This window comes from Treponema primitia ZAS-1, from assembly GCF_000297095.1.
GTDB classification, from domain to species: domain Bacteria; phylum Spirochaetota; class Spirochaetia; order Treponematales; family Breznakiellaceae; genus Termitinema; species Termitinema primitia_A.
Map to the genome: position 1 here is coordinate 1 of NZ_AEEA01000128.1, position 24,103 is coordinate 24,103.

Genomic DNA, 24,103 nt, shown 5'->3' on the forward strand with positions numbered 1-24,103 from the left:
TAAGGAATTCCCTGCTGTAGTAGACCCGCGCAGCGGGGCTGCGGAAGCAGACTCTACTTGCGTGCTCGGCCGGGGATGCCCCTCCCTCCGCCCGTTTTTGCCATACCGCCTATCACATCCTCCGAGTTCTTCCCTCTTCGTCCGTGTCGTCCGTGGTTATTCCTAATTCGAAATTACTCACCCCCCGGCTGAAAACACATCGTAGGGATCGTCCCCCTGACGCCGGTGTTGGATAGCTTCCAGGATATGGACGGTTTTAATGCTGTCTGCCCCTTCCAGATCCGCTATGGTGCGGGCAACCCGGAGCGCCCCATGGTAGGCCCGGCCGGAAAGACCTAATTTTTCTGCGGCAGTATGGAAGGCTGTCTCCGCATTAGCGCTTAGGGGGCAGAACCGGTCTATCATGCCCGTAGACATCCGGACGTTTCGCCGTATTCCGGTTTTCTTGAAGCGTTCCCGCTGTATCTCCACGGCACGTAGAACACGCCGGGCAATATCGGCGCTTTTTTCCCCATCCGGCTTGGTCATCTGCCCTAGCTCCGGAGGGGAGACCGCCAGCCGGAGTTCCACCCGGTCCAGGAGGGCGGCCCCGAATTTGCGCCAGTAACGGCGTATCTCTTCGGCGCTGCAAAAACAACCCTGAACGCCCTGGCCGGAACGTATGCCCAGACGGCCGCAGGGGCAGGGATTTGCCGCCAGAATAAGCTGGAAATCCGCGGGGAGCCGTACCGGTCCATCGGCCCGGGATATGGTCATCACCCGGTCCTCCAGGGGTTCCCGCAGGGATTGGATGACATTTTTGCGGAATTCCGGGGCTTCGTCCAGGAACAACGCCCCAAAATGGGCCAGGCTTATTTCGCCCGGCCGGACGGTTTTACCACCCCCCAGGATACCTTCGGCGGAAGCGGAATGATGGGGAGAACGGAATGGCGGATGGCTAATAAGGCGGCCCTCGGATTCAAAAATGGTGCGCCCCGCCAAACTATGGAGCCGGGTCACTTCTACGGCTTCCTCAGGGGTCAAGGGAGCCATGATGGAGGGCAGACGCCGGGCCAACATGGTCTTCCCCGCTCCCGGGGGGCCGAATACCAGGAGATTGTGTCCTCCGGCTGCGGCGATTTCCAAAGCCCGCTTGTATCGCTCCTGCCCACGGACTTCGGCAAAGTCCCCCCAGCCTGTTCCGGCGCTGCCGGCTGCCGGCGGCCCTGCCGTCAGCCCTGCTAGGGGGAACGAACCGGTTTCCCGGCGCAATGCCAGAATATGGGCTGCCTCAGTCAGGGTAGCGGCGGCGGCAAAATGACTGTGCGCCAGAATAGCCGCTTCACGGGCGTTTTCCGCGGGAACAATGAATTCCCGGATTCCCAGTTTTAGGGCCGCCGCACTTGCCGCCAGAACACCCCTGACCGGGCGGATGCGGCCGGATAGTTCCAGTTCCCCCATGACCAGCAGTTCCCCGCTGTCTCTATCATCAGAATGGGGGATGATCCCGGCGGCGATCATCACCGCCAGGGCTATGGGTAGATCCAGGGCAGCCCCGTCCTTCCGCAGCCCCGCGGGCGCCAGATTGATCAGGACCCGGTCTTGGGGAAAGACAAAGCCCGAATTGCGAAAAGCGGCGCGGACCCGTTCACGGGCTTCCCGAACCGCCTCCTGGGCAAGCCCGGTAATATCGATCCCCGGAATACCCCGGCGAATATCCGCCTCAACCCGGATAATAATTCCATCAGCCCCGTAGGGCGCATAGGTGTTAATAAACATTTTGCCTCCGCGGGTAATAGGGTACCGGCATTTAAAATGCTTTAGTTGACCGAAAATATTTTCCAGGATAGTATCAGACCATGAAACGACTTTTGTCGGAATTCTTCACCGCGGAGACAGCTTGGAATGTGGGATTTATAGAAGATCATGGCCGTGAAAGCGGGGATCCTTCTATTACCGGACTCGAATACGATTCCCGGAAAATTAAACCCGGGAACATTTATTTCGCCCTGCCGGGGCTGCATACCGACGGACACCGCTTTATCCCAAATGCCATAGAGAATGGGGCGGCGGTAATCATACATCAGGACGAAGTTCCGGAGTACCGGGAGGGGATACGGTATATTCGGGTAAAGGATTCCCGGTCCGCCATGTCACCCCTGTCGGCAGCTTTCTACAAAAACCCCTCAAGAAAACTAACGCTGATCGGCGTAACCGGTACGGAAGGGAAAAGCACCACGGTCTACCTGATCTATCAGCTTCTGCAATTAGCCGGGAAAAAGGCGGGCTTCCTTTCTACGGTACAGTACAGCGACGGCAAGACTGAAAACTGGAACCCCGAGCATCAGACCACCCCCGAGGCGACCGCCATACACCGCCTCCTGGCGGAGATGGTCAGCAACGGCGCTGAGTATGGGGTGATTGAAGCCAGTTCCCACGGCCTTTCCCCCAGGACGAACCGCCTTGGGGATGTGGCCTTCGATGTGGCGGTAATGACCAACGTAACCCACGAGCATCTGGAATTTCACGGTACCTGGGAGCAGTACCGGGAAGACAAGGCAAATCTTTTCCGCGCCCTGGACCGGTTTGATCATCTAAAAAAGCCGGCCGAATCGCCTTCCCCATCCTTCGGGGTAGCCAACGCCGATGACCCCAGCGCCGGCTTTTTTGCCGCAGCCACCAAACACAAAACCTACACCTATAGTACCCGCAGTAATACGGCGGATCTATCCGTGGATCTTATATCGGGTGGCATACGGGGCAACTGGTACGATGTACTAATCCGGGAAACCGGAGAGACGGCCGATATTCGGGATCAGCTTCCCGGCGCCTTCAATGCGGGCAATGTCCTGGCCAGTCTCCTTGTCGTTTCGGGGCTATTATCGATCCCCGTAAAGGATCTCATTCCCCTGGTACCACAGCTCAAGCCGGTCCGGGGCAGGATGACGGTTATCCAAAGGGGACAGCCCTTTGACGTGTTTGTAGATTATGCCCATACCCCTTCGTCTTTTGAAACAATCTTTCCCCCCCTGCGGGAACGGCTGGGTAAAACCGGAGGCGCCCAAAGGGGCCGTATCATCAGCCTCTTTGGTTCCGCCGGGGAGCGGGACACCAAAAAACGGAGCGAACAGGGCCGTATCGCCGCCCGGTGGTCAGACCTGATCTTCCTCACCGACGAGGATCCCCGGGGAGAGAACCCCATGGATATCCTGGAAGAAATCGCCCAGGGCTGTGAAGCAGACCAGGGCTGTGAAGCAGACCAGGGCTGTGAAGCAGACCAGGGCTGTGAAGCAGACCAGGGCTGTGAAAAACGTAAACGAGGGGAGAATCTCTACCTTATTCCGAACCGAAGCGAGGCCATACGCAAAGCCTTCTCCCTGGCACGGCCCGGTGATATGGTCCTCCTTCTGGGGAAGGGCCACGAAAATTCAATTATCTACGCGAAGGAAACCCTGGTCTACGACGAGATCGCCGAGGCGGAAAAGGCATTGGCGGAAATGGGTTGGAACGGGGCATGAACACCGTTTCTACGCATCACCGCCGCAGATTGATCCGGCCATCTCCGCGGCGTTAACCATATCCCGGGCGTAAATGTCCGCCTCTATGACATGGCAGTACTTTTCCGTCACCGGGGCGCCTGAAACCATAATCTTAATACGGCCCCGAATACCCGAGGCAGTAGCGGCATGCACCACCAATTTAAGCTGGCCCATGGTTGCGGGCAGGTTGGCGGTACAGAAGATGATCCGCGCCCTTTCCATAATCGCCGCTTCAATAAACCGATCCGCAGAAACACCGATTCCCAGATCAATTACCCGCAGCCCTGCGCCTTCCATGGTAAGCGCCATAAGATTTTTTTCGATGTCCTGAATATCCCCCTTAACCGTACCGATAATCACGGTACCCTTGGGGTTTCCCATGGATAGGGCAATCAGAGGCCGCAGGGTCCTGATTCCCATATTCATGGCCCTGGCGGCGATGAGCAGTTCCGGCTGGTATATCTCCTTCCGCATGTACCGGGCTTTCACCGCACGCATACCGGGGATCACTCCCTGTTTAAGAATAGTATCGGCGCTGTAATTTTCCTCAATAGCCCTTGCTATTAAATCGGAAGTTTCCACTGCCTTCCCTGATTGAAGACTCTGTGAAATATCACTTAAATTAACCATGCTACACCTTCCTAAAATGTTAGTTAAGAATAGATTCATTACCGGCGCCGCCCTGTCCACGGTATTTTCCAGGACTAATGCCGATAAAGCTTTTAAATATTTTTGAGAACCAGCTTTGATCCTCAAAGCCGCAAGCCGATGCAATTTCACTAAGCGTCAAATTGGTCTCCGTCAGCATATGCCCTGCTTTTTCTACCCGCAGACGGTTCAGGTAATTTGAAAGATTTTCCCCCATTTCTTCCTTAAAGATGGTACTAAAATAGGGCGCCGATAAGCCGGCCGCGGAAGCTATTTCCAGGAGGCTTATTTTCCGGGTATAGTTTTCCCAGATAAATCGTTCGGCCTTCCGCAGCGCCGATGCATGACGCACGCCATGGAAGGAGAATATCTGGGCAGACATGCGTTCCACAATAATATGCAGCACATCCGTGAGTTCTTCTATGCTTTTCGCCTCCTGGATGCGCCGGAGATACCGGTTATTTGTTTCCAACATAGTATCATCCGTAGACCTTTGGTTCATGGTCCCCGGCCCCATAGCCTCCCTGGAGAGGAGGACCACCAGTTCTATTGCCCGGAATTGGATAAACTTAAAAGGATCGGAGCTTGAAAAAAAGAGAATTGCCAGAAGTTCATTGAGTATCCTCCGTCCCGTCTCAATGTCTCCCCGCCGCAGCGCCGCCAGAAGCATCCGCTCCTTATCCATGGGATAGTTGGAAATCAAGGCACCCTTTCCCATACCGGCATATGGCTGTTGTGGCCTGATATTTTCTCTGTATTCATCGGTTCCGGAGGAAAGGTATTCAGCGCAGATCAGCAGCAATTCTGCCAAGGATTTTACCCGTGCCGGATCTCCTTGGGAGAATAATCCCAGTCTATCCTCCATCTCTTCCTGTGACGCAGTCCCCTTACTCACGGTATGCATGGCATCCATGATTTCCTTACGTTCAATACCGATAAACCCCGAACCAACCATGGATCCGATAAACCTCCCATTTGAGTAGAGGGGACTGGTCCAGAACATAAAACCCAATTCGCACATATAGATATAGGAACCCCCAAAACGATGGGCTTCCTTAATAGCGTTGAGATGCATCACATTGCAGGGTGAGGATCTCAAATCGGAAATCCCGGTTGTTCCGTCGGCTTCCCCGGGATTCTCCGCAGCATATTTAAGGCAGTAATTTATACAGGTATTAGTCTTACCAAGAACATCCGGAAGAGCTTCCCGGATGGGGAGAAAATCCTGATCCAAAAGACAAACAACGGTTCCGGTTGCTTTTGCGTAAACAGTAAGTACCTGCCATGCTCTAATTAAAAGGGGATTTGTCTCCTTTACAGAATTACTAATAGTCTTGATGTTGTTTAATCTTCTTTCACCCATGTTTTTATGCATCCATTGAACGATAATTCACCGATAGATTATCAGTCGATAATACTCTGCCGGAACCACGGTTCTGATCCCGGTATTTACCGGGACTCATTCCGGTATAACTTTTAAATATCTTGGAGAACCAGCTTTGATCATCAAAGCCGCAGGAACCGGCTATCTCACTCAGGGAAAGCTCGGTTTCCATAAGCAAGTCCGCCGCCCGGTCTATCCGGAGACGATTCAGGTAGCTGGAAAGATTCTCCCCCATTTCTTCTTTAAAGACCGTGCTAAAATAGGGAGCGGACAATCCCGATGCATCGGCAACCTCCTGGAGACTTACCTTTCGGGTATAATTCTCCCAAATATACCGTTCCGCCTTGCGCAGCGATGATGCATGGCGTACACCTTTGAAGGGGGAAATCTGTTCAGTCATACTGTCCACCACCAGGTACAGTAAATCAAGGATCTCCTCGGTGGTCTGAGCTTCCTGGATGCGCATGAGGTACCGGTTGTTGATCTCCAGGAGTGCATCCTCGGTATTGCCCGAAGTGACTGCTGCCCGGGAAATAAGAACCACCAGCTCAATAGCCCGATACTGCATAAATTTAAAATTATCGGGGTTTGAAAAAAAGAGAAGCGCCAAAAGTTCATCCAGGGCTCTGCACGCCTCTCCATTGTTTCCCATGCGCAGGGAAGAAAGAAGCTGTTGTTCCTTCTCCAAGGGATAGCCCGGGGAGGCTTCCTCCGTATCATACTGGTTTTTCAAGGCTTCGATCTGATCAGACAGCTTGGACTGCTGTTCTGCCCGCCGTTTAAGAATTTCGTGGTATGTTTCGGTCCCCCTGGATATCTGTTCGGCGCAGATCAGCAGCAAACGGGCCATGGCCTTTATTTCCTCCCCTGTTTTTTCAGGGATCCCTTCAAGGAGCATGGCCGCCGCTTCCCGATTGATTTGTCCCCGGCTCAGGAGGGATATTTTATCAATGGCCTCCTGCTTACTGATGCCAAGAACTAGTCCGGCTATCAGGGCTCCCGCCAGCCACCCGCTAGAGGACAGGGGACAGACCCAGTAGGCAAATCCTAAATCACAGGCATAAATATATACTCCCCCTGAATAGTGAGCCTGGGAAATACTATCAATATGAATTTGAGTACAGGGGTATTCACCTTCTTCCCAGTTCCGGCCGGTTTCCCGGGAATACTGCCTGCAAAGGGAGCAAAAGAATTCTGAATGATAAGCTTTATCGGTATCTCCAGCGAGGCTTCCCGCAGAGAATTCCGGTATACGGTGCCCTGCCCGATCTAACACGGATACGGTTACGTTGGTAGATTGTTCATAGGAGCGCATCGCTTCCCGGGCTTTCAGCAGCAAAGGTTCAATCTCCCGGCGGACTATAATATTTGAATTATTAGTGGGCATATTTTTCTCCTACTGTTTTTAGTTTAATAAGCTTTGGAGAACGCAATACACCCAAATGGTGAAAAAGTTCTATATTTTCAGATTTTTTGCGGAATATTTAGACAACCAATGAGCCTAAACAATGGATTTTCAAACAAATTTTTTAACTATTCTCATTATTTTGCAGAATACCAAGGCCGGTGGCAATCCGTACCGCATCGGCCTGATTAACCGCAGACAATTTATAATAAACCCTTTTAACCGCGCTTTTGACCGTATTAATGGAAATGGACTGATCCCGGGCTATTTCCTCCCGGGTTAAGCCCCGGGAAAGACAGGTAAGTACCGCGAGCTCCCGGGGAGAGAGGGCCGAGGAATCTTTTACATATCCCCTTTTTCGATATTCTTCTGCAAAGACAAATAGTTTTTTTGCATAAGCCGTAGATTTTCTGCGTATCTGTTCAAGCCATCCCGCAGGTATTCCACAATTTTCATATTTTACCGCCCAACTTACTAGGGTACGCATGTCCTTGCCTAATTCAATGAAAGGCATATCCAGGGCATTAGACTCCGCCATACGATAGGCTGCATCAAAAGCCCTAAAGGCCGCTTCCCGTTTTTTTTCACGGTATAGGCACAGCGCTTCCAGTACTTTCATTTCTATCCTTCCGAATAAGAAAGCCCCAAGGGCATTGGGCTCCAATTGATTCTCCAGGATCGCCAAAGCCAGGGGACAGCGTTTCTCTCCATAGAAATACTTTGCCCGTACCATCATGTCCAAGCCATGGATTATAGGCGGCATATAATTTTTATCAATATCGGTTTTTAACCAGGGGGCAATACGCCGCCCCTGTCCAAGGTGGATATAAAACCAGCCCCTAAAAATGTCATAGACTGCGCGCCGGTCCGGAGCATCCCCTTGAATATACTCCTCGTCCAGCTGCTTCAAAAGATCCTCAGTTTGCTCCTGCCTGCCTGCGGCCAAACTGATGCGTATCAGATAAAAAAGTGCGTGATTTTCAGTTTCACATCGTTTCTTCTCCCGGGCCTTCCGTATAGCCCGCTGGGCGAATACCTCCGAGCGGATCAGGTCCCCCTGATAAAAGGCAAATTCCGCCCAGGCAAGATCATCAAGCCCATAAAAAGCGTCTCCCATGGAATTTCCCAAAACAGGGATTGTCCGGGCAAGGGCTTCAATAAAGTTTTGAATCTCATCTTCTTCCGCCGGATACCCAACCCGGCATATATAGGGGCCGATATCGGTATACGATGGTATTTTCGTAACAACATATTCAAAAGATTCTTTCGGGAGATCAGAGATTTGAATATAGTAATCCTGTGCCCGTTCAAAGAACATGTCGAAATCACAGCGTTTTGTATAGATAGAGGAAAACAGGGAGAGGAGTCCAAGAAGACGATACGCGTAATATAAAATTATTTTCCCCATGGGAGAAGAGGGCATGGCCTCATACCGGGCTATGGTTTCCCGGATTTCAGTGGTAGCATCATCGAAACGCTCCAGGATGATAAGCAGCCGGGGACGAATCACGGTACGTATAAATTCATAGGCCGTCTTCTGGGACAACCAGGCTGTACCGGTCTCCGGGCCCTCGCTGAGCTCCAGTAAACGAGAAACCAGATCCCGGGGCATATTCCGTGGAAAGGCATAGACAAAGTCGATGATCTTCGAATAATCCCCCGCCTTCTCCAAATAGATGAGGGCATCTTCCTGCATGCCATTCTTCAAATACCATTGGGCAGTTTTACCGTAAAACTCCCGTTTCTCTTCCCCCGTAAGGGATCCCTGTTTTTCCCGTAAAAATTTGAGAAACATATTGTGCATCCCGTATGCTTTCACAGCGGCGTCATACCGAATAAAAAAACTGGTTCGCTTCATTTTTTCAATTAATCCGGGGGCGGTACATAATTCTCCCAGGAGTTCTGCAGGCCAAGTGTCGATCAGGGAAAGTTTAACCAGGAATTTTTGTAAATCATCAGGAAGGCCCTGGAATATTTCTGTTTCAATAAACCGAAATATATTTGCCCAGGCAGCGGAACGGCTATAGGTTTTATTGGCATGGCTTATCATCAAGGTCTGGGACACCAGATGAACCGCAATGGCCCAGCCTTCGGTATCCCGGTAAATCTCCGAGACCATTTCCTGTGAAACTCCAATATTCCTAATCAGCATATAATTCCGGATCTCCGCCTCATTGAACCGGAGATCCTCCCCGGTGATCTTCGCCACGCCGCCTTTTGAAAACAATCGCAGGATCCGATCCGCAGGATCACTACGGGAGATAAGCACGATCCTGAGATTTGGAAACCCCATACTCAGAATATGCTCAAAAAAATCAACCGCCGTTTCTTCCCGGTATAGATGAAGATCATCCAGAACCAGAACTGCCTCCGGATTCGCCTGCAGAAAATGATCCGGTACAGGTTCGTCAGCATCCTCAGCCGAGGCCGTGTACCAGCCTGAAAACCGCAGCCAAATCGCAGCGGCGTGATAATTCTGCAGGAAAGAACAGACCGCCCGGGTTTTCCCACAGCCGCCCTCGGCAACCACGGTCACCACCCGGCTCTGTATCGCCTTCTCCAATAATTGATTTATCCTGGGCCGTTCAAGGTACGTCTGGTTAACCGGTATAGTAGCAGTAGTATCATGAATTATTAAATTTTTTTCCATGTTTAAGAGTATCGTTTACCGGATCACTATTTTGCAAGATGCCCATACCCGTGGCGATCCGCACCGCATCCGCCCGGTTTACTGCGCCCAGCTTATTGTACACGCTTCTGATAACACTCTTAACAGTATTTATGGAAATATTCTCATCTTCCGCCAATTCTTCCCTGGTTAGTCCACGGGATAAACCCTGGAACACCAACATCTCCCGCCGGGAGAGAATTACAGACAACGCTTTATCGTCATACTGTTCGTCCCGGAATTTTTCCGCCACCGTATAGAGTTTTTTTGCGTAGGCCGAAGATAGACGGAGTATCTTTTCAAGCCAATCCCGGGGGATGGAACATTTGCGCTTTAAAACGGCGGAGACCAGGGCCCGGGTGCGCTTCCCCTGCTCAATGAAGATCATATCCAGACCATTGGGGGCGGCTAACCGGTAGGCTTCTTCCAGGGAGCTTATTGCCCAGGAGATATCCTTCATGTCGTAGAAACACATGGCTTCTATAAGTTTGTGCCCTATTTTCCCAAACAGAAAAGCCCCCAGTCCGTATTCATCTTTATCGTTTTCTATCAGCCTAAGGGCCTTGATGTGCTGCTTTTGGGTAATATAGTATTTTACCCGAACCAGGGTCTCCTGCCCGAAGAGGATGGGATTCAGATCGCTTTCCTCAAAATCATTTTTAAGCCAGGAGGCTACCCGGGAAGGCTGGCCGATATGAGTATAGAACCAGCCGGTTTGTATATCGTAATCGGTGTAACGGTTCAGATACCGCTCTTCCTCAAGCTGGGCTTCCATAAGTTTAAGCAGTTCTTCTATTTTTTCCGGAATCCCGTAGAAAAGGTTGATACGTATCAGGTAAAAAAGCGCCCTGCTTGCTATCTCGTATTGGTTCTTTTTCTGGGCCTTGAACAGCGCCTGGTAAGCCATCTGCTCCGCGCTGGCCATATCGGCGCGGAAAAAAGCCAATTCCGCCCAGGCCATATCGTCCAAACCGTAGCAAATCCCCCCGTTGGCGTCCGAAATATAGGGTACCATGGCCGCAATCGCCTCATTATACCGTTCCGCTTCCCCCTTTTCCGGGCTGCTTACCCGGCACAGGTAGGAACTGAGGGGCAACACCGTGTGGGGGCCCGTAAGAATATGTCCGCTCAGCCGGGAGTAATGGTACGCCCGTTCAAAGCAGGAAACATAATTGTAGTCACAGGTATGCATACTGGTTATCATGCCGATCACGCCCAGGTTGGTATAACAGCCCGTCAGGGCACGGTTATTGAAGGGGGAGGACGCTTCGGCTTCCAGTTGGGTGATGATTTCCTTAAGCCCTGCGGAAGCCCGGTCAAACTGCTTCAGGGTAAAGAGAAAACGCGTTTGAAGGATGTAGGCCAGGGGGTTTTCCTGAAACACCGAATCCGGCGCCCGTTCCAGAATCTCCAGGAGGAACGCAGCCATACGGTTTGGCAGTATGGGGGGAAGGGTATAGCTCAATTCGAGAAATTCATCATAGGCCCCGGCTTTTTCATAATAACTGAAGGCATCTATTTTAAGGTTGTTTTCTACGCACCACCGGGCGGCCTTGCCATAGACCTCCCGTTTCTCTTCCTCCGAAAGCTCCCCCTGCCTGCCGCTTAAATATTCCAGGAAAAGATGGTGGACCCGCCAGGCGTTCAGATAGGGATCGTAACGGACAAAGGAGCCGAGCCGTTCCAGTTCCTCCAGAACTCCCGTATCTCCGGCTATGTCCGAAAGAATATCCCTGGACAGATGTTCTATCAGGGAAATCTTGATCAGGAATTTTCGCAAATCTTCGGAGATAAGCGAAAAAACCTCGCTTTCAATGAGCTTGAAGATGTTAGCCTTAACCGAGGAGGGAGCATAGCGCTTGCCCGCCGGTTCCTTCTTGATGGCCAGGGCAGCCAGGTGTATGGCAAAGGCCCACCCTTCAGTATCCCGGCATACTGTGGCGGCCGCATCGGGCGAGGCGTCTACCTGCTGCAAACGGAAATACTCCTGGGTTTCATCCGCCGTAAAGCGCAGATCATCCTCGGTTATCTGGGCCAGGTAGCCCTTGGAGAGCAGGGGAATGGAATTGATCCGGGGTTCCGTCCGGGAAATAAGAATGGAAGTAATATTGGAGAAGGGCGTGGTGATGGACCGCTCAAGAAAACGCAGCACCCCCGGGTCCCGGATCAGATGGAAATCGTCATAGACAAAAAGATACTTCCGATCCGGATATATATCCCTATTGGGAACCCGCATATACCGTTCAAACTTCTGATCCGTATCGGGAAACTCAAGGTCCCGGAGTTTTACCGCCGTTCCTTTATCGATAAACTCTACGGCGCGGGTAAAATTTTCCCAAAAACGTTCGCCCAGGTTATCCCTTTCGGAGAACTGTATCCAGGCCGTAATTGCATTGAATTTACGTACAAATGAATAAACCGCCTGAGTTTTACCATAGCCAGCCCCGGCAGTTACGGTAACAATGGGACTCTGCACTGCCATTTCCAGCAATCCATGTACCTGAGGCCGGTCCAAATAAATCTGATGTCCGGGAGCCATGGGGACATTACTGTAAAATAATCGTTCCTGCATAATCTCGCCTAAATTTTGGTAAAAACGGGACAGGAATGCTAAGTAGTTCTACAAAAAAAGACCCTTTCTTTTTAGCATTTTTTACTTTGCGAATGAAAGTGTAAATAAGTTCATGCTAATTGTCAAGAAAATTTGTGAAATTTTTTATTATTATTATTCCTCTATTAATTGTATGTTTATTTGAAGAAATATCGCCTAAGTACCATCCTTGAAGCCCCGCCCCCTTTCGCGTACTATAGGGATATGGCGAAGATTAGAACCCCGGTATGGCCGGAATTGTCATCAGAAGATACAGGAGCCAAGACGCCGGGCGCTAAAGCGCCTTTGAGCCACGGTATTGCGGCGTATCAGAATACCATGAAGCCGAAGGAATCTGTACCGGAACCTCCTCCGCGCCGTCCCCCGATAATTCCCGAAGATGGGTTTGTAAAGACCGGGGAGACCACTGAGCCCCGGCCCGACCCTAACGTTGATGAAAATCCCTTTCTAAAACTGCCCAAGGTCCTCCCCCGCCAAAAGGATGCTGGTGAAGCGGACTCAAAACTCCGGCGGGTGGCCAAGTTTCTCATCCTTATCGGTGGGGACGAGGCGGCGGGCATCCTTTCCAAGCTTGATGTGGAGCAGGTGGAAGCCATTTCCCGGGAAATCGCTACTATCCGGGGAATTTCCAAGGAGGAGGCTGCGGAGGTCCTTGAGGAATTCCGTTCCCTCCTATCTTCCACCTACGGTGTTTTAGGCGCTTCCTCCGGCGGCGTAGAAGCTGCCCGGCGCCTCCTCTACGCCGCCTTTGGAGCTGAAAAGGGGAGTGACTTCCTCAACAGGGCTCTACCGGAAACCAAGGAAAATGCTCTCAGCTTTTTAGAGGACTTTACCGGTGAGCAGATAGCTCTGCTCCTAAAGGAAGAGTTCCCCGCGGCGGCGGCGCTGATTCTCTCCCGGCTGCCTTCTAAATTATCCGCATCGGTCCTGGTCAATATTGAACCGGGACGCAAGATGGAGATTGTCAAACGCATAGCCCATCAAGGCCAGACCGCTCCTGAGGTACTGGAACAGGTAGCAGCGGCGCTGCGGGAAAAGGCCCGTCGCCTGGGCAGCAGTACCGCTGCGAATAATCAGATCAACCTTGACGGCCGGAACGCCCTGGCGGCGATCCTGAAACAATCGGATTATTCCTTTGGGGATCGTATACTCCAGGAGCTTGATGAGGAGGATCCCGAATTAAGCCAGGAACTCAAGGAACGGCTCCATACCCTGGAGGATGTGATCAAGGCCGAGGACCGTCCGCTTCAGGAAAAATTCAGGTCCATGACGGATCAGGATATCGCCCTGCTTCTTAAAGGTAAGGACGCTGAATTTACCGACAAGATCCTCTCAAACGTTTCCGCCCAGCGGCGTAACGAGATACGGGAGGAGATCCGCATCATGGGGCCGGTACCCCGGCGGGATGTGGACGAGGCGGTGAAGGCCTTCCTCACCTGGTTCAGACAGTGCCGAGAAGAGGGACGAATTTTACTCATCGATGATAAGGATGTGATCCTATGATATTACAAAGCGGTTTTGAAATACTGGAAACGGTTGATCTTGCGGAGTTGGAAGCCAAGGGTATCTGGGCCCGGCATGTAAAAAGCGGCGCCGAAGTTTTTCATATCCTCAACAAGGATACGGAAAATCTCTTCGGCTTTGCCTTTGCCACCGCTCCGGAGGATTCCACCGGGGTCGCCCATATCCTGGAACATTCGGTGCTCTGCGGTTCGGCCAACTATCCCCTGAAGGATGCCTTTCTGGTTTTAGCCCAGGGAAGCCTCCAGACCTACCTCAACGCCTGGACCTTTCCGGATAAAACGGTATACCCCGCAAGTTCCGTAAACGAGCAGGACTACTTCAACCTCATGGCGGTCTACGGGGATGCGGTGTTCCGGCCCCTGCTTTCGGAATGGACCTTCATGCAGGAAGGGCATCGTTTGAGCTTTGAAGAAAATCCCGGCGAAGGCGCCGGAGCAAAGCCGGGAGCGAAACTTTCTATTACCGGGGTTGTTTACAACGAGATGAAGGGCGCGTACTCATCCCTGGACGAGTACGCAGGACGCTGGTCTGTCCGGGCGGTACTGCCGGATACACCCTACGCCTTTGATTCCGGCGGGGACCCGGAGAAAATACCGGATCTAACCTGGGAGGGATTGAAGGAATTCCACCGGCGGAAGTACTCACCCGCAAACTGCCGTATCTTTCTGGCGGGGAATATTCCCACGGAAAAGCAGCTTAGTTTTCTTAACGAAAAATTTCTTTCCGTCCTCCCGGCGGGCAATGCGGCGCCGCCCATTCCCAGGGCTAAGAGATGGACTGCCCCGCAAAACATCACCATCCCCTCCCCTGCCGGTGGTGAACAGAAATCCACCGTGGTCCTCAGCTGGCTCTGCGGGGACACCACGGATATGAATGAAACTATCGCCCTGGGGGCGCTGACAGAAATACTGCTTGGCCATGACGGGTCCCCCCTGACCCGGCTGCTCATTGAATCCGGGCTTGGGGAGGATCTTGCCCCCGCAACGGGGCTGGAAAATGAATCCCGGGAAACCCTCTTTAGCGCCGGGCTGCGGGGGGTGGATCGGCAAAATGGGAACGGAGACATCAGCGGTAAAATAGAAAAACTAATCATGGATGAATTACGGCGCCTGGCATCGGATGGAATTCCAAAGGAAGAAATTGAAGCGGCATTACTGTCCATGGAATTCTCCAACCGGGAGATACGCCGGTCCGGCGGACCCTATTCACTGGTGTGGATGCGACGCTCCCTCCGGTCCTGGCTCCACGGAGCGCGGCCCTGGGACAGCCTGCTCTTTGTCCCGGCATTCACGGAATTAAAACATCGCCTTGCCAAAGACAGCCGGTACTTTGAAAAGCTTATCGAAACGTATTTGCTGGATAACCCCCACCGGGCCCTGGTTTCGGTGGACCCCGAGGAGGGGTTCCAGGAAAAGAAGGATGCTGTTCTGGCAGAGGCGCTGGCAAAAAAAGAAGCGGCCCTTTCAGAAACCGGGCGGCGGGACATACTGGAAAAAGCCGCCGCCCTGGAAACACTACAGAGTGAAGGGGAGAGCCCCGAGGCCTTAGCGACCATTCCCCACCTTTCCCGGAAGGACCTGGTTCCGGAAATCGAAGCGGTCCCCCGGGAGATCCTGGATGCCCGGGGCATACCTGCGCTGACCCATGAACTTTTCACCAACGGGATTACCTACCTGGATATGGCCTTTCCCCTGGACATCCTGGAACCCGCCGACTACCCCTGGTTCCCCCTCTTTTCCCGCTGCGTAGTATCACTGGGGCTGCCGGGGATGGACTACGGCGCAGTCTCCAGCCTTCTGGCCCGCACCACCGGGGCCTTCTACGCCACCCTCCAGACCGGCTCCTGCCTGCCGGGCTTTTCCCGTACCGCCGCCCTTCCCACGGGAATACTGGATCTACGCGGCCGGGACTGGCTTTGCTTCCGGCTCAAGGCCCTGGACGAAAGGATACCCGATTCCCTGAACCTGGTCCGGCGCATCATTACTGAGGCGGATTTTTCCGACCAGCGGCGTATCCGGGACCTGGTCCTGGAAATGAAGAACGATACCGATTCAAGCCTGGCCCCAGCGGGGCACAGTTACGCCATGGGCCGCTCGGGCCGTCTCTTCTCCCGCTCCCATGCGGTGGAGGAAATCTGGAACGGCATTTCCCAGCTTGAGACGGTTCATAAAATTGCCGATACGGATACTGCGGAAATCTGCAGGGTCCTCATCCGCATACGGGATACCCTGATAAGCCGCGGGGGACTGCTGGTAAATATTACCGGAAACGCCGGCGCCATACGGGGCGCAGTGAAGGGCGCGGCGGAAGCGTTCAGCAGCTTTGGCGCCCCCCGACCCCGGAACACCCTTACTGCGGCGGAGACGCCCTTCTTCGATCAGCTCAAAAATGGCGCCGATACTCCCAGGGCAGAAGTCCTGTCCTCCCCTTCCCTTCAGGTAGGTTTTGCCGCAGTAACCCTGCCGGGCTCTTTCCTGAACACCCCCAGGCCGGGTATAGAACCGGTGTTGGCCCACCAGCTTTCCACCGGCGCACTCTGGGAGGAGATACGCATGAAGGGGGGCGCATACGGAGCCTTTGCCCACCCTGATTTGGCGGAGGGGATTTTTTCCCTTTCCACTTACCGCGATCCGGGCCCCCTCCGTTCCCTGGAAGCCTTTCCGGGTATCCTTGAAGCGGCTGCAAGAGACACCCCGGACGAGGAAGCCCTGACCAAGGCGGTGATCGGCAGTTTTGCCCAGGAGACCCGGCCCCGAACCGGCGCCGAAAAGGGGCTTTCGGATTTCGTCCGTTTCCTCTACGGCATTGAGGATGGACACCGGGCAAACAAGCTGCAATCCATGGTTTCAATCACCCCAGAGGAACTTTGTGCCGCAGCAAAACGGCTTGCCGCTGCCGCCGGTGAACAAGGCCGGGGCATACCTACGGTAATCGCCGGGACTGCGGAGGCGGAAAAGGCGGCGGCTAAACTGGGGGTGGAGATACGGAAGCTGCCGGTGTAATAATGAGGAACGAGGAGTGAGGAATGGGTAACAAGGAAAAACCCGCGGTAAGCGGGGAGCCGGTAGTATTACTGCACGGGTTTGACGGGGATACCCTCATGGCTGTGGTCCGGGCGGTAAAAAGCGCCGCCGGCGAAGCGGGGATAGATTCCGGAAGCATCGCCTTTACCACCACCACCCCGACAAATCTGGAGTGGAAGATAAAGGCCCTGATCCGGGAGGTGCGGAAGGAGCATGAGTATTTTCAGAAAAACGATGGCAAACAACCAGATTGAAGTTTCTTTTTTATTACACTTCAATTCTATTTTTGTATTTTTGTGCATATAAATCCAAAATTTCGTTTATCATATTTTGATATTTTATATCATGCTCTTCGGCATACTTTTTATAAAATTCTACACTCCTACTATTTAAAGTTATAGTGATTTTTGTTTTTGGCTCTTTTCTTACCAATTTCTCCGGAGGAGGCAAAAAATCTTTTACCATTTCTCCTTCCATAATACTTTTTCCAATGTCTTTTGGTGATTTAGTATAAATTATTTTTCTGTTCATATTTATCTCTCCCTTCACGCCAGTATCCGGCTCCAAATATACGAATATTTTCATCCCGCATGGTAAACCTTACCGTTGCAATACCTTTTCCCGTATTTCCAATACAGAAAAACCTTTCTTCTTTTGCCGAATGCATTTTATCTTTAATAATTATCCTCTTTGGGTCAAAAAATGCCTCCTGGGCTTCCGGAAATGACATATGGTGTTTTTCGATATTTTCTTGGTTCTTTCCTTCATTCCATTCAAAACCCATACATACTATTATACATATTATTTACCATATTGTCAAGCGCCATTACTGCCTACAAAAAAGAAGAGGAATTTACTACCACCCCGACAAATCCGGAGTGGAAGATAAAGGCCCTGATCCGGGAGGTACGGAAGGAGCATGAATATTTTCAGAAAAACGCGGGTGGGCAATCCGATTAAAAACTTTTCCCCCAGGTCTTCCCCGTCTTCCGCCACTGAGGACGGGGAATGATGTTTTTATTATGGTTTTTAATTTACTGTAGTAAAAGGATTGTAAACATATCTGTTACAATCTTTTTACTATAACAATATTATTTTACCAATATCCAAATGCCTTTTTTACCAGGCCCCGAATAAATAGTGGAATAATAAAACAAACTAAAACAAGACCCAACCACCATCCAACCAAGAAGAAATATAACCAATGCATTCTTCGTGAACGATAATAACCACCAACCCCGCCACTTGCAGCTGCCGCCGCAGATGCTGCTGCGCTTGAACTGGCGGAATTGTTATTATTATTACTAATAATAATGGGCGATTGTTTTTGATTTGCGGCATCCTTCAATGCCTGCATCTGAGCTTCCATTCTTGTTTCCTTTGAAACATCGGTCGTTGCTTCATTTAAAACCTTGTCGACATCATTTTTACAGACCATCTTGCCTTTTACGGGAACAAGACAATCCTTACAGAAAAATTGCCCGCAGTGCGTACACAGTCCAACGGCCTCCCGATCAGGATGATTAACACAGTTCATAGTATTTCTCCTTTTGATTCTCTTTATTATTCGATGGGCAACGCCCACTAAAATAATTTTTTACTTTTTCTCTTTTATAACATCTCCTATTCCGTTAAGAATGCTTCCAAGTCCACCCAAAATACTTGCAGCGCCCTCTCCTGCATTTTTCAATATTGATCCAGTTTCATTGATTGCTGACCCAAATAACACTTGATTGGAAATATCATTTAAATCATTTTGCAATAAGCTTACTTGATATTGTTCAATATTATTTAAATCCAATTTTAGGGCATTTTTAAGTGCAATGTTCGCATGGTCTATATTAGCTTTCCCTGCATTCCAATCTTTAGCTGAAATATCCAATTTTGCAGAAGCTATATCAAGTTTAACTTCAGTTAATATTTTTATTGTACCATTATTAAATGGCTTATTCGGTTTCTCAAATAATTGTAAATGAATATTATTGTATCCATTTATTGAATCTGTATGCTTTTGATCAATTGCGTTTAAGGTTGTTTCTACGTGAAGATTTATATAAGCTGCAGTATCCCAACCGCGAATTTTTTTATTTGTATCTTTGTAATATCCATCTGATGTTATACTCTTGCCTATATCTTTTGCAATTTCTGTTTGCAGTTCCATTTTATTTTTTGTATCGGCTATTTCTGTTACTATTTCTTTAATGTTTTCATAATCTGAATTTGACAATGTTCCTATTACATTTTCATAACCAGTCAGTTCCTTAACAAGTTTATTAAAAGTTATAATAGTTTTTTCGGCTTTATCGATTTCTTTTAAAAACGTTGATGAAAATTGTTCAAATTGACTCGTTCCATTAGGTGTACTTGCACATGACATACTGAGCACCGAAAATATTAAAAAATATATAAAAAATAATGAGTAATGTTTCATTTGCTTTTTCATAAAATCTCGTACCTCCGCTGCGAATGGCTTTTATATCAAAGGGTAATACCCGTTTTATTATTAAATCCTCACCAGGTACAAATGACCTTCTTATATGTGTATGATTTTTCATACACATATTTCTTAATTCATAAATTACCCTTGCTAATAGTAAATATTTTATAATTTTATTGGCTATTTGCGATAACGTCAAGCTAATAACATAATAATTTGTTTGCTATAAGAATAAGTGATTTAAATTCAAGGTAGAATATGACCGAATATGAATTGCGGAAGATACTTAGTATAAACTTGAAACGGTATCGTGCTTACCGCAAGTTTTCCCAAGCTGATTTGGCTGAAAAACTTGGTATATCTATCCCTTTTTTAAGTGATGTTGAAAACGGTAGAAAATGGGTATCTCCGGTAACATTGGTGAAATTCGCTGCGGCTTTGAACATTGAACCCTATGAGCTGTTTAAGCCGGAAGATGTCTTATCCCCAAGTATAGCAAGCGCCCTTTCAAAGTGGAGCGATGAAGTTTCCGAAGCTGTTACTCAAACCCTTAGCAATATCCGGGATCATTATCTTACTGAATCTAATATTCCGCATAAAGACTGACATCCAGAATTGGGTGGCTCGTTTTGAATTTACCCGGTAACCAACTGCAATAATTGCATCAAGGTTATAATAATCTATTTGCCGTGTTACTTCCCGATTCCTTTCCCGACGAACTTGTGCAAATTTTGCACTGGTTGATCTTTTATCAAACTCACCTTCGTCAAATATATTCAAGAGATGTTTGGTTATAACACTCCTGTCAATATCAAATAATTCGGACATTCGATCCTGGGTGAGCCACAGGCTTTCATTGTGGACCAACACTTCAACCTTGATGTCATTGGTTTCTGGATGGTAAATGATGATTTCCCTAACTGAAGATAGCGGTAGAAGATTATCACTACTAGATGCTCTCATGATAAAACTCCCATGATGTAAATCTGCATTGCACTATCATTTCTTGTTATTATTCCTGTTATTTATTATACATAACCAGTGTTATAGTATTATATTCAAATCTTGATTTCATTTCGTTTTTGCTTCTTTCCATCGTTTCAATTTCTGTTTCTGCACTATTTATTTCTTTCTCCAGCATTATTTTATCACTTATGGTAATTGAATCCTGTAACAAGCCCTTGTATTTTTCCAACATGGTTTTTATATTTTCAAGTCGCATTTCTATATTATCAAAATATCCTGCGGCATCATTACTATGTTTATTTTCATCCACCACTATTCCAAATGTTTTAATTTTTGTAATAAAATTGACGGTATTGTTTTTAGGGATAGTTATTATCATTCTATACCTGTTTATATTTTCAATTACTTCTTGTGTTACCTTACCATCATTCTGAATGACTTCATTAAATACATTTTGTTTTAGCAGTGATAAATTCCTGTTAAAAATAGTGACCCCAGGTATATCGGAAAAACGCCGGTGGGGTGAGGAATCCCCATCGCGGGATGCTTGTAGAGTCTGCTTCCGCAGCCCCGCTACGCAGGTCTACTACAGCAGGGAATTCTCGGACCATAGGTCCGCAATATCCTGCGCTGTGGCTTCCCCACCCCACCGGCGCCTGTACGATGAGCCTGTGTTTGAACGTATCTCCTAGGAGCCGGCATATCGCCTAACTAAGTTTAGTGCATCACCCGGTGCCGGAGCCGCCAAACTAAGTTTTGCATAACTGAGTTTGGAGCATTGTTTAGGGGTGGAAGCTACCTAACTAAGTGTGGGCGCGGCGGCTAATTGACAACGGCAGGCGGAGGGAGGGGCATCCCTGACCGAGCACATATGGAATTCACCGCCGTAGGAGACCCGAAGGGGCTCCGGAGGTGGGTTCTACATGCGTGCTCGGTCGGGGATGCCCCTCCCTCCGCCCGTTTTTGGAGCATTACCCTGGTGCTTACTAAGTTTGGGCGCCCCCAGGGGTATACGACCCATTCACACGTATCGATTTTTATGCTATACTAATTGGTAATGAACAAAACAGCCGCAAGGACATTCCAGGTTGATCAGAAGGTGGTCTATCCCAGCCAGGGGGTTGGGGTCATTCTTTCAATCGGAGAGAAGGAATTTAAGCATGAACAAATTCCTTATTATGTCATATACCTTGAAGTATCGGATATGACCATCATGGTCCCGGTAGATAAGGCCGAAAAGCTGGGAATTCGGGCTATTGTTCCTAAGGAAGAGGCCCAAAAGGCCCTGGAACTGATTAGCGAGGACTATGAACCCATACCTTCGGATTGGAAACTCCGGTATCAGATGAATCTGGACCTCCTGAAGAAGGGCAGTGTCATGGATATTGCCTCCATAGTCCGTTCCCTCTACCACCGGAGCAAGGTCAAGGAACTGCCCATCCTGGAACGGAAACTCTACGATTCCGCCCTGAAACTGCTGGAGGACGAGGTTTCCTTCTCCCTCCGCAAGCCCAAGGACGAGGTGGAAACCATGATCTTTGCCCGTCTGGAATCCAAGTAGCCTGAATCATGGCTGATGCGGATACCGTCATCGCCGCGGTGATCGCCGCAGCCGGTTCTTCAAGCCGCATGGGGGGGGGCCTTAAAAAGGAATACCGTCCCTTAGGTCCCGGGATCGACGATGCCCAGGGGCGGCCCTTGACCGTTCTGGGGGCGGCGGTGGGCGCCTTTGCCGCCAATCCCCGTATTGAGATAATCGTCATCATGGTTCCCGCAGACCCGGATTCCGGAGAAGCGGTAGCCCGTTCCGCCCTGCCCTCCTCTGCCCTCCTAAACACCGGCCGCAGGCCCCGTATTCTCTTTGCGTCCGGCGGTCCCACCCGCCGTTCCTCGGTTCACCGCGCCCTGGCCATGCTTTCCGCCTACAATCCGGACTATGTCCTCATCCATGACGGCGGGCGGCCCTGGGTGGACGGCCTGCTTATTGAGCGGACCATCGATGCGGTACTGCGGCATTCAGCGGTGGTACCCCTGCTGCCCCTGACCGAGACCCCAAAGGAATTTGACGAGGCCGGGTTTGTAACCCGTCACCTGCGGCGTTCCTCCGTGGGCGGCGCCCAGACTCCCCAGGGTTTCGCCTTCCGGGAGATACTCCGGGCCCACGAGCTGGCGGCGGAACGGGAAGCACGGGAAAACTACGAATATACCGATGATGCCGAAGTCTGGGGTGAATTCATCGGCCCTGTGGCGGTGGTAGAAGGATCGCCTAAGAATAGAAAGATTACCTTTCCGGAGGATCTTTAAAGAAGGACGGGGTGAAGCAAGGTGATTAGAATTGGATTAGGGCGGGATGTACACAGGCTTGTTGAAGGGCGGCGTTTTCTGTTGGGCGGTGTAGAGATTCCCGCTGACAAGGGGGAGCTGGGACATTCCGATGGGGATGTTCTGGTCCACGCGGTGATAGACGCCCTGCTTGGGGCCGCCGGCTTAGGGGACATCGGAGAACTGTTTCCCCCGTCGGATCCAAAATGGAAGGACGCGGATTCCATGAAACTCCTGGGTATGTCTTGGAACATGGTGCAGGGTGCAGGGTGGCGGCTCTTGAACCTGGACTGTGTGGTGAGCGTAGAAAAGCCGAAGCTCCTTCCCCACCGCGAAAGGATCCGATCGTCCCTGGCAGCGGCGCTTGGCGTTTTCCCGGAAACAGTTTTTGTAAAGGGTAAAACCAATGAAGGCTTAGATAGTATCGGCGACGGGCTGGCAATAGAAGCCCTGGCGGTTTGTTTGTTGGAACAATAGGCGGAGAATATGGGAAAAAGCAAAACTACGGACTGGGACGGTATAGTTAAGGCCCTGGAAAAATGGCGGAAAGCAGCCCAGGCCGATGAAGCCGCATCGGACAGCGGGGACCCCTCGGTAAGCACCGTAGCGGAACGGTACCACCAGGACCCCTGGGCGGTATTAGCCTCCACCATCCTGAGCCTGCGTACCAAGGACGAAGTAACCCTGGTCCGTTCCCAAGCCCTTTTGAAAAAAGCTCCCACCCCCAAGGCGCTCCTAAAACTGACAACGGAAGAAATAGAAAAGCTCATCTACCCCGTGGGATTCTACCACACCAAGGCGCAGAATCTGCAAAATATAGCCTCCATCATCATAGAAACCTACCGTGGACAAGTTCCCGCAGACATGGACCTCCTTCTCGCCCTTCCCGGTGTAGGAAGAAAAACCGCCAACCTGGTCCTTACCGAAGCCTTCGACATGGACGGAATCTGCGTAGACGTACACGTACACAGAATTACTAACCGCCTGGGCGCCCTGCAGTCAAAAACCCCGGAAGAAACAGAAATGATACTCCGAAAAATCCTGCCCCGAAAATACTGGAAACGCATAAATAAGCTGTTGGTATTATATGGACAGCGAGTCTGTAGACCCATAAGCCCCTTCTGCTCCCGCTGTGTGATAACCGATCGTTGCAGCAAGGTTACAGTAGACCGCGCACGGTGAAGCCATGCGCATACTGGGTTTCCGAAAGCACACAATTGGTAGGGGGGGCCTGTCAGGAAGGGAAAGTATGGGACCTCCCAGAGGGTCCCTCCATACTTTCCCTTCCCGACACCCCACTCCGTACTATTTGTAGGTGTGCTTCCGTGCCTCCTAGGCGCATGGCTTCACCGGCCGGTTCGCCAAATGAAGCTACCAACTAAGCCCCAAGCGGTATTTAGCGTTATGCCCCCCTAAGCGGCTCGGAAACGCACTTACACTACATTATCGGGGATGGTTCACGCAACACCGCCCTCCCAAACAGCTCAAGCAAGCGCTAACACTATTGGTGATGGTTCAGTATGTAACACCGGCCCCTATGGACCCCTTAAGCGGCTCGGGAACGCACTCACACTACATTATCGGGGGTGACAGTGGA

22 protein-coding genes are annotated in these 24,103 nt (G+C 50.5%); 10 read left to right on the forward strand and 12 right to left on the reverse strand.

From position 1 onward, the window contains the following. Positions 1-177 precede the first annotated feature (177 nt). Complete coding sequence (locus TPRIMZ1_RS0115265) at positions 178-1,758, reverse strand: YifB family Mg chelatase-like AAA ATPase (protein WP_010262168.1); 1,581 nt, start codon at positions 1,756-1,758, stop codon at positions 178-180. 80 nt (positions 1,759-1,838) lie between these two features. On the opposite strand from TPRIMZ1_RS0115265, the gene TPRIMZ1_RS0115270 reads away from it, so the two are divergent. After that, positions 1,839-3,497, forward strand: a complete 1,659-nt coding sequence (locus tag TPRIMZ1_RS0115270; protein ID WP_010262170.1) for a Mur ligase family protein — start codon at positions 1,839-1,841, stop codon at positions 3,495-3,497. Positions 3,498-3,506: 9 nt separating this feature from the next. On the opposite strand, the gene TPRIMZ1_RS0115275 is transcribed toward TPRIMZ1_RS0115270, so the two are convergent. From TPRIMZ1_RS0115275 to TPRIMZ1_RS0115295, 5 genes are all read right to left on the reverse strand, one after another. After that, on the reverse strand, positions 3,507-4,148 hold the full coding sequence (locus TPRIMZ1_RS0115275) for a cobalamin-binding protein (protein WP_010262173.1): 642 nt from the start codon (positions 4,146-4,148) through the stop codon (positions 3,507-3,509). 19 nt (positions 4,149-4,167) lie between these two features. Continuing rightward, entirely contained in the window at positions 4,168-5,529 is a 1,362-nt protein-coding gene (locus TPRIMZ1_RS0115280) for a helix-turn-helix domain-containing protein (protein ID WP_010262175.1), read from the reverse strand. 4 nt (positions 5,530-5,533) lie between these two features. After that, on the reverse strand, positions 5,534-6,937 hold the full coding sequence (locus tag TPRIMZ1_RS0115285; RefSeq protein ID WP_010262178.1) for a helix-turn-helix domain-containing protein: 1,404 nt from the start codon (positions 6,935-6,937) through the stop codon (positions 5,534-5,536). A 142-nt stretch (positions 6,938-7,079) separates the two neighbouring features. Continuing rightward, positions 7,080-9,605, reverse strand: a complete 2,526-nt coding sequence (locus TPRIMZ1_RS0115290; RefSeq protein ID WP_010262181.1) for a LuxR C-terminal-related transcriptional regulator — start codon at positions 9,603-9,605, stop codon at positions 7,080-7,082. After that, entirely contained in the window at positions 9,580-12,195 is a 2,616-nt protein-coding gene (locus tag TPRIMZ1_RS0115295) for a LuxR C-terminal-related transcriptional regulator (RefSeq protein WP_010262184.1), read from the reverse strand. Before TPRIMZ1_RS0115295 ends, TPRIMZ1_RS0115290 begins: the two co-directional genes overlap by 26 nt. 243 nt (positions 12,196-12,438) lie before the next feature. Here TPRIMZ1_RS0115295 and TPRIMZ1_RS0115300 point away from each other — a divergent pair, with 243 nt between their 5' ends. Genes TPRIMZ1_RS0115300 through TPRIMZ1_RS0115310 form a run of 3 tightly spaced genes read left to right on the forward strand, consistent with a single transcriptional unit; the run spans position 12,439 to position 17,035 of the window. Continuing rightward, the gene (locus TPRIMZ1_RS0115300) at positions 12,439-13,737 is read left to right on the forward strand and encodes a flagellar motor switch protein FliG (protein WP_051004333.1); all 1,299 of its coding nucleotides are present in this window, start codon (positions 12,439-12,441) and stop codon (positions 13,735-13,737) included. Further along, positions 13,734-16,760 (forward strand): insulinase family protein, encoded by a 3,027-nt coding sequence (locus tag TPRIMZ1_RS0115305; protein WP_010262190.1) that lies wholly within the window; start codon positions 13,734-13,736, stop codon positions 16,758-16,760. The genes TPRIMZ1_RS0115300 and TPRIMZ1_RS0115305 overlap by 4 nt, the downstream gene beginning before the upstream one ends. A gap of 23 nt (positions 16,761-16,783) precedes the next feature. Then, positions 16,784-17,035: a DUF3783 domain-containing protein gene (locus TPRIMZ1_RS0115310; protein ID WP_010262192.1), complete on the forward strand. Its 252-nt coding sequence runs from the start codon at positions 16,784-16,786 to the stop codon at positions 17,033-17,035. 13 nt (positions 17,036-17,048) lie between these two features. On the opposite strand, the gene TPRIMZ1_RS0115315 is transcribed toward TPRIMZ1_RS0115310, so the two are convergent. Both TPRIMZ1_RS0115315 and TPRIMZ1_RS0115320 read right to left on the reverse strand, forming a co-directional pair. Further along, complete coding sequence (locus TPRIMZ1_RS0115315; protein ID WP_026043751.1) at positions 17,049-17,312, reverse strand: BrnA antitoxin family protein; 264 nt, start codon at positions 17,310-17,312, stop codon at positions 17,049-17,051. Beyond that, positions 17,287-17,565 (reverse strand): BrnT family toxin, encoded by a 279-nt coding sequence (locus TPRIMZ1_RS0115320; RefSeq protein ID WP_010262196.1) that lies wholly within the window; start codon positions 17,563-17,565, stop codon positions 17,287-17,289. Before TPRIMZ1_RS0115320 ends, TPRIMZ1_RS0115315 begins: the two co-directional genes overlap by 26 nt. Positions 17,566-17,594: 29 nt before the next feature. On the opposite strand from TPRIMZ1_RS0115320, the gene TPRIMZ1_RS20920 reads away from it, so the two are divergent. Next, a complete protein-coding gene (locus TPRIMZ1_RS20920) occupies positions 17,595-17,741 on the forward strand; it encodes a DUF3783 domain-containing protein (RefSeq protein ID WP_010262198.1) in 147 nt (48 codons plus the stop codon). Between the two features lie 136 nt (positions 17,742-17,877). Here TPRIMZ1_RS20920 and TPRIMZ1_RS0115330 read toward each other — a convergent pair whose 3' ends face one another. Then, positions 17,878-18,318: a hypothetical protein gene (locus TPRIMZ1_RS0115330; protein ID WP_010262200.1), complete on the reverse strand. Its 441-nt coding sequence runs from the start codon at positions 18,316-18,318 to the stop codon at positions 17,878-17,880. Between the two features lie 60 nt (positions 18,319-18,378). Continuing rightward, entirely contained in the window at positions 18,379-19,224 is an 846-nt protein-coding gene (locus TPRIMZ1_RS0115335; RefSeq protein WP_010262203.1) for a hypothetical protein, read from the reverse strand. 252 nt (positions 19,225-19,476) lie between these two features. On the opposite strand from TPRIMZ1_RS0115335, the gene TPRIMZ1_RS0115340 reads away from it, so the two are divergent. Continuing rightward, complete coding sequence (locus tag TPRIMZ1_RS0115340) at positions 19,477-19,824, forward strand: helix-turn-helix domain-containing protein (protein WP_010262206.1); 348 nt, start codon at positions 19,477-19,479, stop codon at positions 19,822-19,824. On the opposite strand, the gene TPRIMZ1_RS21165 is transcribed toward TPRIMZ1_RS0115340, so the two are convergent. Together TPRIMZ1_RS21165 and TPRIMZ1_RS0115345 are read right to left on the reverse strand one after the other, a co-directional pair. After that, entirely contained in the window at positions 19,726-20,181 is a 456-nt protein-coding gene (locus TPRIMZ1_RS21165) for a RhuM family protein (protein ID WP_010262209.1), read from the reverse strand. The two genes, TPRIMZ1_RS0115340 and TPRIMZ1_RS21165, sit on opposite strands and share 99 nt — an antisense overlap. A 58-nt stretch (positions 20,182-20,239) precedes the next feature. Further along, positions 20,240-20,752 (reverse strand): DUF4349 domain-containing protein, encoded by a 513-nt coding sequence (locus TPRIMZ1_RS0115345; RefSeq protein ID WP_332829120.1) that lies wholly within the window; start codon positions 20,750-20,752, stop codon positions 20,240-20,242. 489 nt (positions 20,753-21,241) lie between these two features. On the opposite strand from TPRIMZ1_RS0115345, the gene TPRIMZ1_RS0115350 reads away from it, so the two are divergent. Genes TPRIMZ1_RS0115350 through TPRIMZ1_RS0115365 form a run of 4 tightly spaced genes read left to right on the forward strand, consistent with a single transcriptional unit; the run spans position 21,242 to position 23,688 of the window. Continuing rightward, positions 21,242-21,745, forward strand: coding sequence for a CarD family transcriptional regulator (locus TPRIMZ1_RS0115350; RefSeq protein ID WP_010262212.1), 504 nt, complete (start codon positions 21,242-21,244; stop codon positions 21,743-21,745). 8 nt (positions 21,746-21,753) lie between these two features. After that, on the forward strand, positions 21,754-22,488 hold the full coding sequence (locus TPRIMZ1_RS0115355) for an IspD/TarI family cytidylyltransferase (protein ID WP_010262214.1): 735 nt from the start codon (positions 21,754-21,756) through the stop codon (positions 22,486-22,488). A 21-nt stretch (positions 22,489-22,509) separates the two neighbouring features. Further along, positions 22,510-22,983 carry a 2-C-methyl-D-erythritol 2,4-cyclodiphosphate synthase gene (gene ispF, locus TPRIMZ1_RS0115360; RefSeq protein ID WP_010262216.1) on the forward strand — a complete coding sequence of 158 codons (474 nt, stop codon included), beginning with the start codon at positions 22,510-22,512 and terminating at the stop codon, positions 22,981-22,983. 9 nt (positions 22,984-22,992) lie between these two features. Next, positions 22,993-23,688, forward strand: a complete 696-nt coding sequence (locus TPRIMZ1_RS0115365) for an endonuclease III domain-containing protein (protein ID WP_010262219.1) — start codon at positions 22,993-22,995, stop codon at positions 23,686-23,688. The last annotated feature ends 415 nt before the right edge of the window (positions 23,689-24,103 follow it).